Annotated in this window: 11 protein-coding genes; 2 read left to right on the top strand and 9 right to left on the bottom strand. The window is 45.7% G+C overall.

Features of this window, described 5'->3' with window-relative positions; all coding sequences use genetic code 11:
* Positions 1-13: 13 nt before the first annotated feature.
* From QFZ51_RS16860 to QFZ51_RS16830, 7 genes are all read right to left on the bottom strand, one after another.
* A complete protein-coding gene (locus QFZ51_RS16860) occupies positions 14-1,315 on the bottom strand; it encodes a DUF4302 domain-containing protein (protein WP_429047381.1) in 1,302 nt (433 codons plus the stop codon).
* 33 nt (positions 1,316-1,348) lie between these two features.
* A complete protein-coding gene (locus QFZ51_RS16855; RefSeq protein WP_370910112.1) occupies positions 1,349-2,248 on the bottom strand; it encodes a zinc-binding metallopeptidase in 900 nt (299 codons plus the stop codon).
* Positions 2,249-2,283: 35 nt separating this feature from the next.
* Complete coding sequence (locus tag QFZ51_RS16850; protein ID WP_429047380.1) at positions 2,284-3,771, bottom strand: RagB/SusD family nutrient uptake outer membrane protein; 1,488 nt, start codon at positions 3,769-3,771, stop codon at positions 2,284-2,286.
* An 11-nt stretch (positions 3,772-3,782) separates the two neighbouring features.
* Entirely contained in the window at positions 3,783-7,304 is a 3,522-nt protein-coding gene (locus tag QFZ51_RS16845; RefSeq protein ID WP_429047378.1) for a SusC/RagA family TonB-linked outer membrane protein, read from the bottom strand.
* Between the two features lie 524 nt (positions 7,305-7,828).
* Complete coding sequence (locus QFZ51_RS16840; protein ID WP_429047376.1) at positions 7,829-8,836, bottom strand: FecR family protein; 1,008 nt, start codon at positions 8,834-8,836, stop codon at positions 7,829-7,831.
* A gap of 117 nt (positions 8,837-8,953) precedes the next feature.
* On the bottom strand, positions 8,954-9,547 hold the full coding sequence (locus QFZ51_RS16835) for an RNA polymerase sigma factor (RefSeq protein WP_370910108.1): 594 nt from the start codon (positions 9,545-9,547) through the stop codon (positions 8,954-8,956).
* A 298-nt stretch (positions 9,548-9,845) separates the two neighbouring features.
* Positions 9,846-10,181 (bottom strand): winged helix-turn-helix transcriptional regulator, encoded by a 336-nt coding sequence (locus tag QFZ51_RS16830; RefSeq protein ID WP_429047375.1) that lies wholly within the window; start codon positions 10,179-10,181, stop codon positions 9,846-9,848.
* 88 nt (positions 10,182-10,269) lie between these two features.
* Between QFZ51_RS16830 and QFZ51_RS16825 the strand changes: the two genes are divergently transcribed.
* Together QFZ51_RS16825 and QFZ51_RS16820 are read left to right on the top strand one after the other, a co-directional pair.
* Complete coding sequence (locus tag QFZ51_RS16825; protein WP_429047373.1) at positions 10,270-11,337, top strand: NADH:flavin oxidoreductase; 1,068 nt, start codon at positions 10,270-10,272, stop codon at positions 11,335-11,337.
* Between the two features lie 462 nt (positions 11,338-11,799).
* Positions 11,800-12,899 (top strand): IS3 family transposase gene (locus tag QFZ51_RS16820; RefSeq protein WP_394349268.1). Its coding sequence is split into 2 segments (ribosomal slippage): positions 11,800-12,055 and positions 12,055-12,899, totalling 1,101 coding nucleotides; the frame shifts between segments, so codons are not numbered across the junction.
* A gap of 213 nt (positions 12,900-13,112) precedes the next feature.
* On the opposite strand, the gene QFZ51_RS16815 is transcribed toward QFZ51_RS16820, so the two are convergent.
* Together QFZ51_RS16815 and QFZ51_RS16810 are read right to left on the bottom strand one after the other, a co-directional pair.
* The gene (locus tag QFZ51_RS16815) at positions 13,113-13,433 is read right to left on the bottom strand and encodes a hypothetical protein (RefSeq protein ID WP_429047370.1); all 321 of its coding nucleotides are present in this window, start codon (positions 13,431-13,433) and stop codon (positions 13,113-13,115) included.
* Positions 13,434-13,435: 2 nt separating this feature from the next.
* Entirely contained in the window at positions 13,436-14,443 is a 1,008-nt protein-coding gene (locus tag QFZ51_RS16810) for an RHS repeat-associated core domain-containing protein (RefSeq protein WP_429047368.1), read from the bottom strand.
* Between the last annotated feature and the right edge of the window lie 612 nt (positions 14,444-15,055).

Raw genomic sequence — 15,055 nt, 5'->3', positions numbered from 1 at the left:
TGGTTGAATGCATTTAGAATCCCTGCCAGTTGATCCATGATTTACCATCCCGGGCGCTTACCATGTCGTAGGTAAGGGAGCTGGTTTGTACCAGGTAAAAGCCCATCGGATCGGCCATCAGCGACCTTGTTTTATTGATAGCGGTTCTGTTGGCGGGTAAGTTGCCATATAAGCCGTTATCATTAAAAATGATCCTGCCATCCGAAGTAAAGGTGGGTGCGTCGTAGCCGGGACCATAAGAGATCACATTTCCGCCCGTTTCCTGCTTCACAACAAAACCGAGTAAGTCCAGGGAAGTACCGGGACCGTCTATCTGGGGATAGTAAGTGAGGAAAGCATAAGCTGGCAGGCCGGTGATACCGCAGGCGTCGTCCCTTCCATTTACATGGAAGCCATAATAGGTAGCCCAGTAGCTTTCGTTCTGCAACGCGTACCGGTACCATCTTTTGGGAGCTGCTGCATCAATCGCCAATGGCGTTACCGTTTCCATGATGGCTGCGGGTTTACCGTTTACCGTGAAAGTAATGGCGCCATTTTCCCACTTCACCTGGTCGAAACTATTAATAGTGATGGTGCTGTCGGTAAATGCCGGCATCAGGGAAATACCTGTTGCCGTGTATACGTAACCGGTAGAAGCCTGTTTTACCTTGCCGTTGGAGATCCAGGTAAAATTTACCTGGTGCAGGTAGGGATTGATACTGATATCATACCGGTTGCCGCCTGTGGTAAACTTGTGGAAATAAGTAAGTATAGCGCTGATGCTATCGATGGAGCGGTTAATACGGTGCTGGAAATAATTATCCTTATCCTGCTGTGTAGCTTTCACCAATATGGCTTTACTGCCATGGAAACGGCCGGTCAGCCAAACGGTATCGCCCGCGGCGCCATTAATAGCAAATTCAAAATCGGAGCCAAGGCCCTGGCCGTATTGGCCGCCATTCTGACCGGCATCCGGATCGGAAAGCACATGCAGGTAGGAATAGGTATCAAACAGCAGGCAGGGTTGCTGCAATGCTTTTAGTCGCCAGCTGCTTTCGCGCATGGTTCCCGTGCTGGGGGCATCGAAGTCGGAAAACATCTGCACCCGGTTAGCATCAGAGAAACTAAAGTAAAAGCCAAATACACTGCCCGGAACGCCGGCAGGATATACGAAGGCTTTCCAGCCATAAGGCGCCGTTGTGAGCACCTGCTGGTACCGTGCCAATGTATCATTGATACGTTCGTCCGGTGATTTATCAAACAGCGGATCTGTTTCCTTTTTACAGGCAAACATCCCGGTGATGATGAAGAATAAGCAGATCAGATTATTTCTCATACTATTATTTTTACTCCTCCGGAGTCTTTCGTTTTAATAGAGTAACTGATTAATTTCTTTCCTGGTACGGGTTTGAAGGCTATAAAAATTGATATGCCATACGGTGAGGAAATAGCTGACTACCATTGCCTCCTTCTGGCGCAGCCTCGACTGCGCCTCTGCTTTGGTTACGCCGTTGATGCTGGTTCCTTCCGGGATACTGTTCACGATGGCATCAAAGCCCTGCTTTCCTTCTACCAGCATGGTAGATACCATTTCCACAAAGTCCTCGTCAAAGGCCGACATCGCGTAGGGCGTTACAAAGCCATCGCGGCGGGCGGCCATATCGGAGATGTTGTTCCAGTTACCGGTGTAAAAACCCGCGCAGATGCGTTTGAACTCCACCGGGTACATCACTGTTTGATGCAGGATGTGTCCGAACTCATGTTCTATGACATGGAACATCTGTTTCACGTTGGCGGAGTCGGAAGGTTTGTAGCCTTCCATCGACTTTGTGAGGAAATCGTTTACCAGGTATAACACTACCTTCCGGCCGCCTTCTGCGGTGCCGAGGGTGATGGTGCCGTTTTCATTCCAGCTGGCGCTTCCGGAGAGAATAAAATACTTGGGACAGTACTTTTTAAAGAAGAGAGCGCCCGCTTCCGCAATGTAGGTGTCCATCCAAACCTGCCGGATGGCCGACATCACCGGGATTATTTTCTCTTCTTTAGGGGGTACCAATGTTTTGTTGAGTTCAAACTCGAACTGGTCCCATTTATATTTCACGGCAATATTAAAAGGCACGGTAAGGGTATCGTGCAGCCATTTATCCAATGGAGAAGCGGCCCAGGTATCTCCGCCGAGGCCGGGAATATCTTCCACATTGCCCAGGTCTTCTTTTTTGCTGCAGGCCATCAGCAAGCAAAGAGGGATGATGAGTAAGAATGCTTTCATTTGTGTATGTATTAATTTTGGTACTATCGCTATTATTATCTTGGATTCAATGCTATTCCTGAGGTAGTGGCCGACGCCGGTATCTGGAACAGGCGGCGGTTATCATCGGCTTTCAGCTCCAGTACTTTTCCTTCGCGGGTGGTGTGCACCACGGGGATCTTATACCGCTGCAGATCAAACCAGCGCTGGCCTTCCTGTACATACTCCGCACGCTTGAAGTCAAGGATGGTGCGGATACAAACCGTTCTCGCATCGCTGATACCGTAGAAATTCTGCATAGCAGCCAGGGAAATATTATGCAGGGAGGCATTATAATTCCGGATACGTTTGCTGGCAAACAGGTTGAGATCTTTTAGTACGGCGCTGGTGTTGTTGAGATACACATTGGCCTCTGCGCGGTTAAACAATACTTCTTCCGTGGTGAACAGCGGTGTCATTACGTAGGGCTGACCAATGGTGGCGTTCACGGAGTTCTTTACAAAGTACTCAGAGAGCTTTGGCACAAAATAATCCTGTGAGCCGTAGTAGTATAACGGGTAGGACCAAACGCCGCCGGTGACATTCCTGCCCAGGATGAGCGCTTCGTGCTGGAAGTCGAGGTCATACCGGAGCCGGCCCGCATTGCGGCCCCACAGCGAAGGCGCTTCCACGATCAGCAGGTTGGCTTTTTCGTTGGCATTGGCATAAATATCAAAGATCTGCGCCGGCGACATGCTGCCATATGTGGTATTCCACAGGCGCATGTTGGAGGCCACATCATTGTTTGAAAAAGTATTGTCGGCATAGGCTACTACTTTCGCGTAATCTTTTTTATACAGGTAGAACCGGGTGGCGAAGGCATAAGCAGCGCTGCGGTTAAAATGGAAACGGGGTACGCTGTAGGCGTCGTCACTGATCAGCGGCAACCCGGAGAGCAGGTCTTTCTCCACCATGTCATACACATACGCCACTGTTTTGCGTTCGTATTGTTTCATTACCACGGTTTCCGGTACTGTTACGTATGGTATTCCCGGATCGTTTGCAGCGGTAGCCGCATCGTAGGTTTTGGCAAAAATATTTACCAGCATAAAGTGGGCATAGGCTCTTGCCAGCAGCGCTTCGCCCCGCTGACGGGTGTAAGCGGCCGGATCGGCGGCCTTTTCACAGGCAGCCAGCGCCTGGTTGGCTGCGGCGATAGCAGTGTAGCAAGCCCTCCAGTAAGCTTCCGGAGAGTCTTCCTCTATCCATTGAATGTCGTTAAACAGATAGGCGTCACCGTTAGGGCGGTAGTACTCTCCCACTCCCTTGTCGCCCACATTATCCGACATGGCTTCACACATCGTGATGTAACTGGCCTGCGGATAAGCAGTTCCCAGTAACTTGCTCACCTTTACTGGCGAGCTGAGATCTGTCCAGGTACTGTCTGGTACCTGTTCCAGGTATTTTTTACACCCTCCGGTGACAAGGGCCATCAGTGCAAATGCCCCGATGATGGCAGGCTTTATTTTTCGTTTATTCGCGGAGGTTATATAGTACATTGACATAGTGCTTCTTTTTAAATACCTACTTTCAATGAAAAAGTGAATTGTTTCTGGATAGGCTGTGCCACGCCACCAGCGTTGAAAAACTCTGGATCCTGACCCTGCAGCTTTTCATCGGCATAGATCAGCCATGGATTAATGGCAGCAGCGCTTACAGCCACATTGCTTAATCCTGCGCGTTTGATGATTACACCCGGCAGCTGGTAAGTAAGTGACACTGTTTTCAGGCGGATGAAATCTCCTTTCGCCACTCTTTCGGTGGAATAGTTATAGTTATTGTAAGGATGAGCGCCTCTCAGTAATATCTGCTCAAAAGCATCCAGCATAGAGGGAACACCTGTTTTGCTTTCATCTCCCGGCATTACCCAGCGGTCATAAAATTCTTTAGGCATCGCATCGAGGTCTGAATAAGAAGTTTTGAAAGCCGGGTACAGGCGGATTTTGTTGCCAAACTGGTAAGTAAAAAATATATTCAGTGATAGCGCTTTATAGCGGAAAGTATTGGAGAACCCGCCGGTAACCGGTGGATCAACCGGACCTTCGTATACCAGGTGGGCTGTATTTAATGATTGCAGGTTTACATCGCCGCTGACAGCACCGTCCTGGTTGATAAACACCGGGGAGCCTGATTTGGGATCAAGCCCGGTGTATTGCAGGGAAAAAAGGCTATGTACAGGATAGCCTTCGGTGTTACCGCCTTCTGCTACCACCAGGTCGAAAATGCCGGGGATATTTTTTGCATTGGTGATTTTATTGACGCTGTATCCGAGCGTAACATTCGATTTCCAGCCCCAGTCTTTACTACGGAACACATCTCCGCCTACCATTACTTCCACCCCTTTTGAATCCATATCGGCGTAGTTGGCCGCTTTAAACATTTCACCGCCGATACCGGAAGTTTTGATGCGGCTGATCAGGTCAAAGCTTTTACGGGTGTAAGCATCTATACTGAAGTTGAGGCGACCATTGAAAAATCCTCCGTCAACACCGATGTTGGTGGTATATAATTTTTCCCAGGTGAGTTCATCATTCTGCAGGTGCGACAGGCGGATCACTGACTCTACTTCTGTGAGGTGAGGCCTGTTGGTATTAACGGTCTGGTATACGATGTTTGAATTGGTGGCGGGTCCCATGCTGGCGGTTAAGCCGTAGCTGGCACGCAGCGTGAGATAGTCCAGCTGGCGGATACTGGCCGCAAAAGGCTCCCGGTCGATGTTCCAGGAACCGGCTACGCTCCAGGTGGGCAGCCATCTTGCCTTACGGGATTGTCCGAGGCGGTTGGAACCATCGTAGCGGCCGGTGGCTGTAAAGTTATACTTGTTGTTATAGGCATAGGTGCCGGTAGCATAGAAAGCGGCGAAGCGATCATAGTCCCTGCTCATGCCAAAGTAAGGGAAGTTACTTTCAATGGTTTGTTTGAGGATGCGGTAGTCAGTGAAAGTGGCGCCGCCATTATCGTATTGGTAACCGTATCCGGTATTGGAAGCGTTCTGGCGGTCGGCATATTTTACCTGCTGACCTACCAATACGTTGATATTATGTTTCTGGGCGAAGGTGTCGGAGTAGTTGAGGCCATTGCGGAAATCATAGTTCAGCAGCTGGTCTTCCGTACGGTTATAGAAACCGCCGGCGGGCAAAACAATTACCGGTTGTGCATCGGGATTTTCCGGATCGCGGTAAAGGAATTTATTCCTTTCCGCGATGGTAGCATTACCGGCAGCGCGGTAAGCATTGGCCATGTTGGCATTCTCTGCAATCTGGTGTTCACGGGATGATTTTACATACCTGATAGCACCGGTAAATTCGTAGCGGATATTTTTTGTCAGCTTGAAAGTCAGGTCGCCCTGCAGGCGCAAATCCATCATGTTCAGGTCGAGGTAATTATTTTTCAGTTCATTGATGATATTGAAGGGAGCATAATTTCTTCTGAAGTATTCCAATTGTCCATTTGGATCATAGGCAGTAAGTGTGCGGCTTGTATTCAGCGAGTAGCTGAATGGGTTAATATCGAAATCGCGGTCGTATTGTCCTTCTACAGGATTACTGCTGCGGGTGAGAGCGCCGGGCGCTTTCTGACGGCGCACAGAGGCCAGTGAAGAGAATCCGGCAGATAACCGGTCTGAGAGCTTATAGGTATTGCGGTAGTTCAGTGTGTAACGGGTTACTTTATCCGCGAGGGTCCAGCCGTTATCGCTGTAAAAGCTGGTAGAAAAATAAGATTGTGATTTATCTGTACCGGAAGAAATGCTGAGCGAATGTTCCTGTACGAAGTTGTTGCGGAAGAGCAGTCCGAACCAGTCGGTATTGGCTTTCGCGTAACGCAGTAAAAAAGCCTTCTTACTTTGCGGATCGTTTTCTACGGGGAAGTTACCATCTCCATCTGCATCCAGTTGTTCATATAATTTACCGAACACCCCGATATCACCGCGTGAAAGGATATCTGAGTTAAGTATTCCTTTTCTTTCCAGTTCAGCCAGTACAGACATCTGCTGGCCGGAGTTCATGATATTGAAGTTGTTGTAGTTAGGTTTCAGCTGTGTGCTGAAGTTGCCGCTGTAGTTAATAACGGGCTTGCCTGCACGACCTTTTTTAGTGGTGATCACTACCACTCCGTTCATGGCGCGGGCGCCATATAACGCAGCGGCTGCGGCATCTTTCAGGATGTCGAAGCTTTCGATATCGTTCGAGTTAAGACCGGCTACTGCGGAGCCCAGTAAGGTGGTGGGATCGCCACTGGAAAGCTGATCATTGGAAATATTTACCACGTCTTCCAGTACTACGCCGTCTACCACCCACAATGGCTTGTTATCGCCATTAATAGAGGTAGCGCCGCGGATGCGCACTTTGGGGGCGGAGCCGAAGGTACCGGATACATTCTGGATGGCAACGCCGGCTACTTTACCCTCCAGCATGCGGCTTACGTCTGTCATACCATCGATCCTCACATCTTCTCCTTTGAGCCGGGTGGCGGCGCCGGAGAATTTAGATTTATCGATGCTCTGGAAGCCGGTTACCACTACTTCCTGGAGGCGGGTCGGTTTTTCTTTCAGTATGATGGTCAGCGTGCCGCTTCTGAATTCCGCCACGCTGATTTCTTCTGTTTTATACCCGGTAAAATTAAATACCAGTATAGCATCGTTGGCGATCTTCTTCAGTTCAAATACACCTTTGTCGTTGGTAGTGACTCCGCGGGAAGTTCCTTTGATCATGATGCTTACGCCGGGTAACAGTTCCTTCTTTTCATTTGTCACCACTCCTTTTACATCTGTAACGGGAACATTGAGTTTCAACAGTGTATTCGTTACCGTTAGTTGATTCAACTTTTTGCCGCTGTCGTGTTTGATCACCACGCGGTCGTACATCACGCTATAGGAAAGTGAGTAGGGCGTAAGCAGTTTATTAAGCAGGTCGCCTACTTTTTCGTTGTGCGCATTTACACTTACCTTATTCACATCCAGGGCTTCATTGCCTACGTATACAAAGGATACTTCGGCGAGGCTGCCTATCATTCTCCAGTGCATCTTTAAGGATGACATTCTTTAGTTCGATCGTAATTTTTTTATCGAGAGCGTCCTGCAAACCGTTACCGGCGTGGGCTTGCGTTACTGCCAGCAGGAGCAGTAAGCAATAGATGAATGATAGTTTTCTTCTGAACATAATTGTTTTTTATTGGTTTCGTTCGGCCATAGGTTCCCCGTTCCGGTTTTTGGACAAAACCGGGCAATAAAGGGCCTTCTGCGTAAGCAGGGTGTTTTTCAATCAACTATATCATGGCAATATATTAGCCGGGCGGTAAGGGTATTACTTGTATCATGTACAGTTTAGTTTGGTTGAAAATAATTCTACGGTTTATTCACGGTAAGTATTGGCAACAGGTGGCCCTGTGATCAGTTTTCGTGATCACTAGTTAACTAACCAGCATGAAGTTCTTTCAGGCTAAAAGGCCACCAGGATAGTATACCAGACTGAAATTTCTATTCTCTTAAATTTTGGTTCAGCTTTGTTGATAGCAGTTTCTCATTTGAAATATAGTTTGGTTAACGATATAGCGGTCGTTATTTTACTTACAATTTCCACCAACGATGATATATCCTTTATTGATATTATCTTTTTTGACTCTGGCATCTAATGAAAAAGCAATTAACGCAAGTGCTTTATCTAAATCGTCCACTGTATTAAATGATCCGTAAAACCTGCACTGTGCCGATCTTTGGTCGGTTATTACCGGCACATTGTAATATCGCTGCAGGTCTGTTGCCACTTTTGACAACGGATCTCCTTTGTAAATAAATTTGCCACTCGTTTTCTGGGCAAAGAATTTGGCATCTTCTGTTCCGTCCTGTAACAACAGGTCTTGCGAGGCCGGGTTGTATACCGCGGTTTTGTTGGCTGTTAGTACCAGTTGGCCGTTTTTATGCGGTTTGCCTTCACGGGTATTCACCTGCACCATTCCTGATACCACTACTACCCTGGCGGTATTGCCTTCGTGTACTTCCATGTTAAAGGAGGTACCTAATACGGTAGTATTGATCAGCGAAGAGGAGATGATAAAAGGGTGCTTTGCATCGTGGTTGATTTCGAAGAAAGCTTCTCCTTTTAATATTACTTCACGATTCTTTTTATCAAACACTTCCGGGTAGGTAATGCTGGAGCCTTTCTCCAGGTGTACCACTGAACCGTCGGGCAGTTTCACGGTTTGCCGTTCTGATGTGGTGGCAAACACCCTTTGCTTTACCCGGTCGTGCAGTAACATGTACCAGGCGGCCCCTGCCAGCAGCAGTAAGGCGGCAGCCGCTGCTACTTTATATTTAACTAACCGGAAGATTCCTTTGAAAGAACTATCTGCAACGCCTATACGCTTATGAAGGTTATTCAACATCCTGTCCGACAGGCGTTTATCTAATATATGCTTTGCCGTTAGGAGGTCGGCCTCAAAATATTCGGCGGCTACTGTTTCCAGTTCTGAAAAATCATTGGTATCCAGGTATTCTACCATCCACTCCTGCTCTGTGGCAGTCCATTGATCTTTACTTAACAGCTGTTTGAGATATTCCTTTCTGTTGGGCACTAGCGTGATGGTTTAATCTAAATACGCGCAGTTAATAAAAATGGGTGGGTCGTTTTTGAACTTTTTTTGAAAAAACAAAACATTAATTAAAAGATAATATGAAATAGGTTCATCTGCTTATGAATCAGGATAGCTCAGGAACAGCATCAGGAGCACAATGTATTTCTGATCGCCGTTGCGCTGCATATAGTCGTTTAGCTTGATCATGGCGGCAGACAGGTGTTCTTTTACTGTATTACGGGAGATGTTCAGTTCATTGGCTACTTCTTCATAGGTTTTACCTTCCAGTTTACAGCGGGTTACGATGGTTCTTTTTTTAGGAGATAGTTTTGAAATCGCCTGTTCCAGTAAATGATATTGTTCCTCATCGATATTTTTACGCTCAATGGCTACCGCATCATCCGTATCGGTTTGGAAGATATTTTTGTGGAAAGCCTGTTCACGCAGCTTTTTCCTTACAAAAGACACACACATATTAAAGCTGATCACAAACAGCCAGCCGCTCACAGACTGGTCTGGCTCGATATCCTGCCGTTTTTCCCACAGCCGTGCGAAAACATCCTGGAGAATATCTTCAGTAACCACATCATCTTTCACAAACTTGAAAATATTCCGGTATACAGCCCCGTGATACTTCCAATACAAACTATCAAAGGCGCTTACTTCGTGGTTTTGTAACCGCACTACTAATTCAGCATCTGGTATATTCATATCTCTTCTTTTATATAAATCATATCGTGGAATATAATTTATATGGCTAGAAAAAAGCCAGGTCTCCCAAAGGCAATGGCCATCTATTTTGCTGCATAAATTAGTAACAAATATTATTATTTTATAAATAAATTCGCATTAGCTATAATTATAAATTATTACACACCGGCAGAGAGCAGTGAAAACATTGGCTGGCAGGGATTTTCGGGATATATGGGAAAGATGGGAACAAGAATTTCTGGCACAGACAGCTTCTGCCAAACATTAAAACAGGGTAATAATTACTAATATGTCGGCTTTATACAGGCGTTACTTCGTAGTTATTCCATTCCCACTGCAGCAGGGATACAATAATCGGCACAAGTCCCTCGCCTTTTGATGTAAGGCTGTACTCTACATGTGCCTGGGTATCCGTATATGTTTCACGGAGAATGATCTCCTCCGCTTCCAGTTCCTTTAAACATTGCGCAAATACCTTTGCAGATACATCGCCTATAATAGCATGCAGTTGCCCGAAGCGCATTTTACGGTTACGTAATGCGTAAATAATAATAGGTTTCCACCGTGATCCGATGATTGATTTTGACCGTTTGATCGGGCAATCGCTGTATTTCGTTAATATCTTATCTTTCATTTGTACTTACCTTAAGGTAACTGGTATTGCTCCAAAGCCGCTGTAAAATTAAGCATTTGGTTGTTGCTTTGCGTAAAAGAAATATTCAATGAATTACGCATCATTTTTTACACCGTTTCAATACAAAGGTCTTCACCTGAAAAACCGTTTTGTGATGGCGCCCATGACACGCGCGGCGTCGCCGGATGGCATACCTACCCAGGCAGTAGCCGATTATTACGCACGCCGCGCCGCCGGAGAAGTAGGGTTGATCCTCACCGAAGGCACCGTCATCGACCGGCCAGCCTCGAAGAATGAAAAAGACATTCCCAATTTTTATGGAACCGCCGCACTGTCAGCATGGAAAAATGTAGTGGACCACGTTCATGCACAACAGGGCGTTATTGCCCCACAACTATGGCATACCGGCGACGCTCCCGGCATGAGCGGATGGACGCCGGCTGCACCAATAGAAAACCCTTCCACCATGTCGGTCAGCGATATTGAAGCCACTATCGCCGCATTTGCCAATGCCGCCAAATCGGCCAAAGAAGCCGGGTTCGACGCCATAGAACTCCATGGCGCACATGGCTACCTCATCGACGAATTCTTCTGGGACAAAACCAATTCACGCACCGACGACTACGGCGGCAAAACCATCAAAGAAAGAAGCCGCTTTGCAACCGCCATCGTAAAAGCCATAAGAGCTGCAGCAGGCCCCGACCTGGTGATCATCCTCCGTGTATCACAATGGAAAGCCACCGATTATAACGCAAAGCTGGCGCACAATCCAAAAGAAATGGAAGACTGGATCATTCCACTCGCAGATGCAGGTGTAGACATTTTTCATGCCTCGCAAAGAAGATACTGGGAACCCCAGTTTGAAGGGTCCGATCTGAACCTCGCCGGCTGGATTAAAAAAGTGAGCGGTCAGCCTACCATTACTGTCGGCTCTGTTGGCCTCTCCGGCGATGTAATGGGCGCCTTCTCCGGTGAGAACTCAGACGTGGTTACGGATATGCGCGAACTGGAACGTCGCTTCGAACGGGGCGATTTTGACCTCGTGGCGGTTGGCCGGTCGATTTTGCACGATCCTAACTGGGTGAAGAAGGTGAGGGAGCAGCAGTTTGATCAGTTGAAGCCATTTGATGCAGCGAGTATGAGGACGTTGTATTGAGGGAGGGCTTGCTTGCTAAATCTAATAAATGATAAAACCCAGTCAACATACTGACTGGGTTTTATCATTTTAATTCTGTTATTTTAAAACCTGTACTTATTTCAGGAATACATAAAGATCTGATTCATACCAATCATTAATTATTGGGAGTATGCTGCGCAGAGTTTCCATACTACTGCCAGACAGAGAAAATTTGCAGATCGTCTTATGCCCTCTAGGTATCATATCAAATGGCATAATATATCCCTGGCTTACCTTTTCAAGAACAATTTTCTCAGAAGATATATCATCTCCATTCATGCCCTCAATAAAATTAAATTCATATCCAGTAGGAATATCAAATTCTGAAAAACTACAGAACAAAGCAATATCATTATTATATGACCTCCCCCCAATAAATCGGGCCATTGAAAAGTAGAGAAATCGGGCAATAATTCATAATTTAAACATGAAAAATTGCTCATGAAAAAAACAAAATTTACCGAAAGCCAGATTGTGTTTGCGCTTAAGCAGGCGGACAGTGGTGTAAAGGTCCAAGAAGTATGCCGGCAAATGGGTGTCAGCGAAGCTACTTTTTACAACTGGAAGAAAAAGTATGGAGGACTTGGAATGAGTGAGCTAAGGCAACTGAAGCAACTTCAGGACGAAAATGCGAAGCTGAAGCAGATTGTCGCAGATTTAAGCCTGGACAAACAGATGTTGCAGGATGTGCTAAAAAAAAATCTTTGAAAACCCGTCAACTACGGCAGTTGGTAACCCATTTAACTGCCGACTACCAGGTATCCCTTCGAAGAGCCTGCCGCGTAGTTTGCATGCCCTGGTCCAATTGGCATTACCGTTCGCGCCGCCGAGAAGATCGGCACCTTCGCCAACGAATGCGCGAGATTTCAGAGGCGAGGGTCAGATATGGGATGTGGCGGATTTACATACTGTTACGCAGAGAGGGGTTTAAGGACAATCATAAAAGGATTCATAGGATCTACAAAGAAGAAGGGCTTAACCTACGCAGCAAAAGACCACGAAGGAATAAATCAGCGGCACACCGTCTGGAAAGACCCAATATCACTAATTTACACCAATGTTGGAGCATGGATTTCGTAGCCGATGCTCTCTTCGACGGACGTAAATTCAGGTCGTTAACTATAGTCGATAATTTTAGTCGCTACTGCCATGCGATCCGGGTCGGGAAATCCATCAAGGGGATAGATGTAGTGGAGGCTCTGGAAACTCTTAAGCGGGAGAATGGCACCGTCCCAAAACGGATACAAGTCGATAATGGAAGTGAATTTATCTCGAAGGATTTTGATCGATGGGCATATGAAAACAAGGTTGTGCTGGACTATTCTAGACCAGGTAAACCTACAGACAACCCATTCATAGAATCCTTCAACGGTTCATTCAGGGATGAGTGCTTAAACGTAAACTGGTTCTTATCCTTGGATGATGCCTATGAGAAAATTAGCAACTGGGTACAAGAGTATAATACCTTTAGACCACATAGCTCATTAAACGAGCTAACACCTGCTCAGTTTGTAGCCAATTGCAAACAGAACGAATATTGAGATGGTAGAAATAAAAATAAATCCTGATGATAAAAAGACGTCTTTTGCGGCAGTAGAATATAAACCAACGGCATCAGAAAAGACATCTTTTTCCCATCAGTTTTGTATCTTTAGATAGCCCGGCTTTCTCTATCTCACACTGACCCGACAAATGGGGGGACCTCAATAGCCCGGCTTTCTCTATCTCACACTGACCCGACAAATGGGGGGACCTCATAGCCTCTGAACCTCATCTGGTATAACACCGTCAACAAATTCAAACTTACTAATAGTCTTCCAACCATGTGGAATCTCATCAAATGGCTTAAAAAATTGCTGGCTTATATTTACTAAAAGTACTTTACAATTCAATATCGTATTATCACTTCTAACAACTTCCGTAAAGCAATAACCTACAGGAATATCAAATTCTGAATAATCACAGAAAAAAATTATCTGGTTACTCTTTAATTCGTGACAATCCAATGCTTCAACAAAATTATCCTCCAGTTCCTTTTTAAGCTTTCCTATTATCTTTATCCTTAGTTTCTCCATAATCATTCTTTGGGTTTCAATGCGGCAGCTTGTTTATAAAAACTGTTTATCTGCTCATTTGTAAGTTTAGGTGTGCTTTCCAGAAGAGCATTCATATCTCCTTCATTTATTCTCGCAGGTATATTTATCCCCATATTCTTTAAGATCCCCCTAGCCTGATCCACTGTAATTGTAACACTTGCTCTCTTGGCAAATTCGGCAGGTTTTAAATCTACTACAATCTCTCTTTCTATACCTTCCAAAACATTTGTAGTGACGCCCACTGAAACATTTTGTAAATCTTTAGGCAATGCTATCTGCAATATTCCGTCACCATATCTTTTGGCCTTTACTCCAAACATTGTTGCTACAGCTGGATCTGTACTTGTAGGAGTGCTAGCTGTTCTTTGAGCTCTGGGAGATCCTTCATATCCTGCAGTTGAGCCTCTAAATAGATAATTTGTCTCCTCTACAGCATCTCTGCTAAACCCTATAAGATTTTTCCCTAAACGTATTGAACCTCCTATAATCTTCCCCGCTACATATCCAGCACCCAAAGCCATGACAGCATCCTTTGAAGTCTGATTTTGAGCTGCCCTACCTTCTTCTGTTTTAGCCATATTATGATGATAAACGCTTCCCATCAATGTATATGTGCTCAACTTTCCCCTAGTGAGAAACATATCAACCACGATAAGCCCTCCAATAGTCCCGCCTTCCGCCATAGCCCTTACATGCTGTCTATACTTATCCTCACTAAGTTGATTATTAAGATATGCTTCTTCTTTACGCCTAAGTGTATTATCAATACCTTCTTCCGCTCCATCTACATCTATGAAAACAACAGGCTTATTTCCCGCATAAGAATATGGTGTATAGTGAGGATACTGCTTTGTAAGTGGGTCTACTGATAGGAATCTAGCTACTCTAGGGTCATACACACGCATTCCGTAGTCCTGCTGATTCCCTTCACCCTTCACCTCCCCATCATTCTCCTTCCCGTTAAACCCATACCTATAAACTCCACTCAAAACCTATTTCCTACCTTCCATCTGCATACCAGGTGCACTCTCAAAGAACTCCCATAAATATATAGCTTTTTCTTTCATTTGTTTTTTTTTCAATTGAAAGAAAAAAAATACAGGCGGATAAAATGCAGGCGCCGTTCTGGTAGACAGATGATGTGTTACTGATGCTGATGATATGTTCTAATGATGATCAGAGAACTAACGTCTAGCCTATATTCTACCGCTGATCAAGGTGGAGCACTCAAAGGTGATTGACTGGTGTGTGAATAATTTGTCTGACTCTTCAACAAATACTATTTTTTTGAGTTTGGAAGATGTATATATGATTGCATATATCCAGCTGCTTACTGATGCCAGTCGCACCTTATCGTTAAAGCCAAGTCAGATACTGTGGTTATATACCTGGTTGCAGCAGGTGCGGCCCAGGCTGTTAAGGTGGGCTGATAACGATGTGTTGTTGATCGGCTGTTGGCTTTTTAGTCGGCGAGGCGAACGATACCAACATCCTTAAAGATCCTAAGATGATGAAGCGGCTTAATGAGATTAACGAACTTCCTGATAAAGATAAAGAGTGCGTTTATTCCCTTCTGGACGCTTTCCTTGCTAAATCTAAAT

Source organism: Chitinophaga sp. W3I9 (assembly GCF_050434025.1).
In the GTDB taxonomy this organism is placed as follows: domain Bacteria; phylum Bacteroidota; class Bacteroidia; order Chitinophagales; family Chitinophagaceae; genus Chitinophaga.
Note: the sequence above shows the minus strand (reverse complement) of the source record. Positions and strands in the feature narration are given on the sequence as shown.

What these genes read in the sequence shown, in the direction of transcription:
- QFZ51_RS16835 (WP_370910108.1), bottom strand. Translation starts at nt 9,547, where the DNA reads ATGAATATACCAGATGCTGAATTAGTAGTGCGGTTACAAAACCACGAA.
- QFZ51_RS16830 (WP_429047375.1), bottom strand. Translation starts at nt 10,181, where the DNA reads ATGAAAGATAAGATATTAACGAAATACAGCGATTGCCCGATCAAACGG.
- QFZ51_RS16855 (WP_370910112.1), bottom strand. Translation starts at nt 2,248, where the DNA reads ATGAAAGCATTCTTACTCATCATCCCTCTTTGCTTGCTGATGGCCTGC.
- QFZ51_RS16860 (WP_429047381.1), bottom strand. Translation starts at nt 1,315, where the DNA reads ATGAGAAATAATCTGATCTGCTTATTCTTCATCATCACCGGGATGTTT.
- QFZ51_RS16850 (WP_429047380.1), bottom strand. Translation starts at nt 3,771, where the DNA reads ATGTCAATGTACTATATAACCTCCGCGAATAAACGAAAAATAAAGCCT.
- QFZ51_RS16815 (WP_429047370.1), bottom strand. Translation starts at nt 13,433, where the DNA reads ATGGAGAAACTAAGGATAAAGATAATAGGAAAGCTTAAAAAGGAACTG.
- QFZ51_RS16845 (WP_429047378.1), bottom strand. Translation starts at nt 7,304, where the DNA reads ATGTCATCCTTAAAGATGCACTGGAGAATGATAGGCAGCCTCGCCGAA.
- QFZ51_RS16825 (WP_429047373.1), top strand. Translation starts at nt 10,270, where the DNA reads ATGAATTACGCATCATTTTTTACACCGTTTCAATACAAAGGTCTTCAC.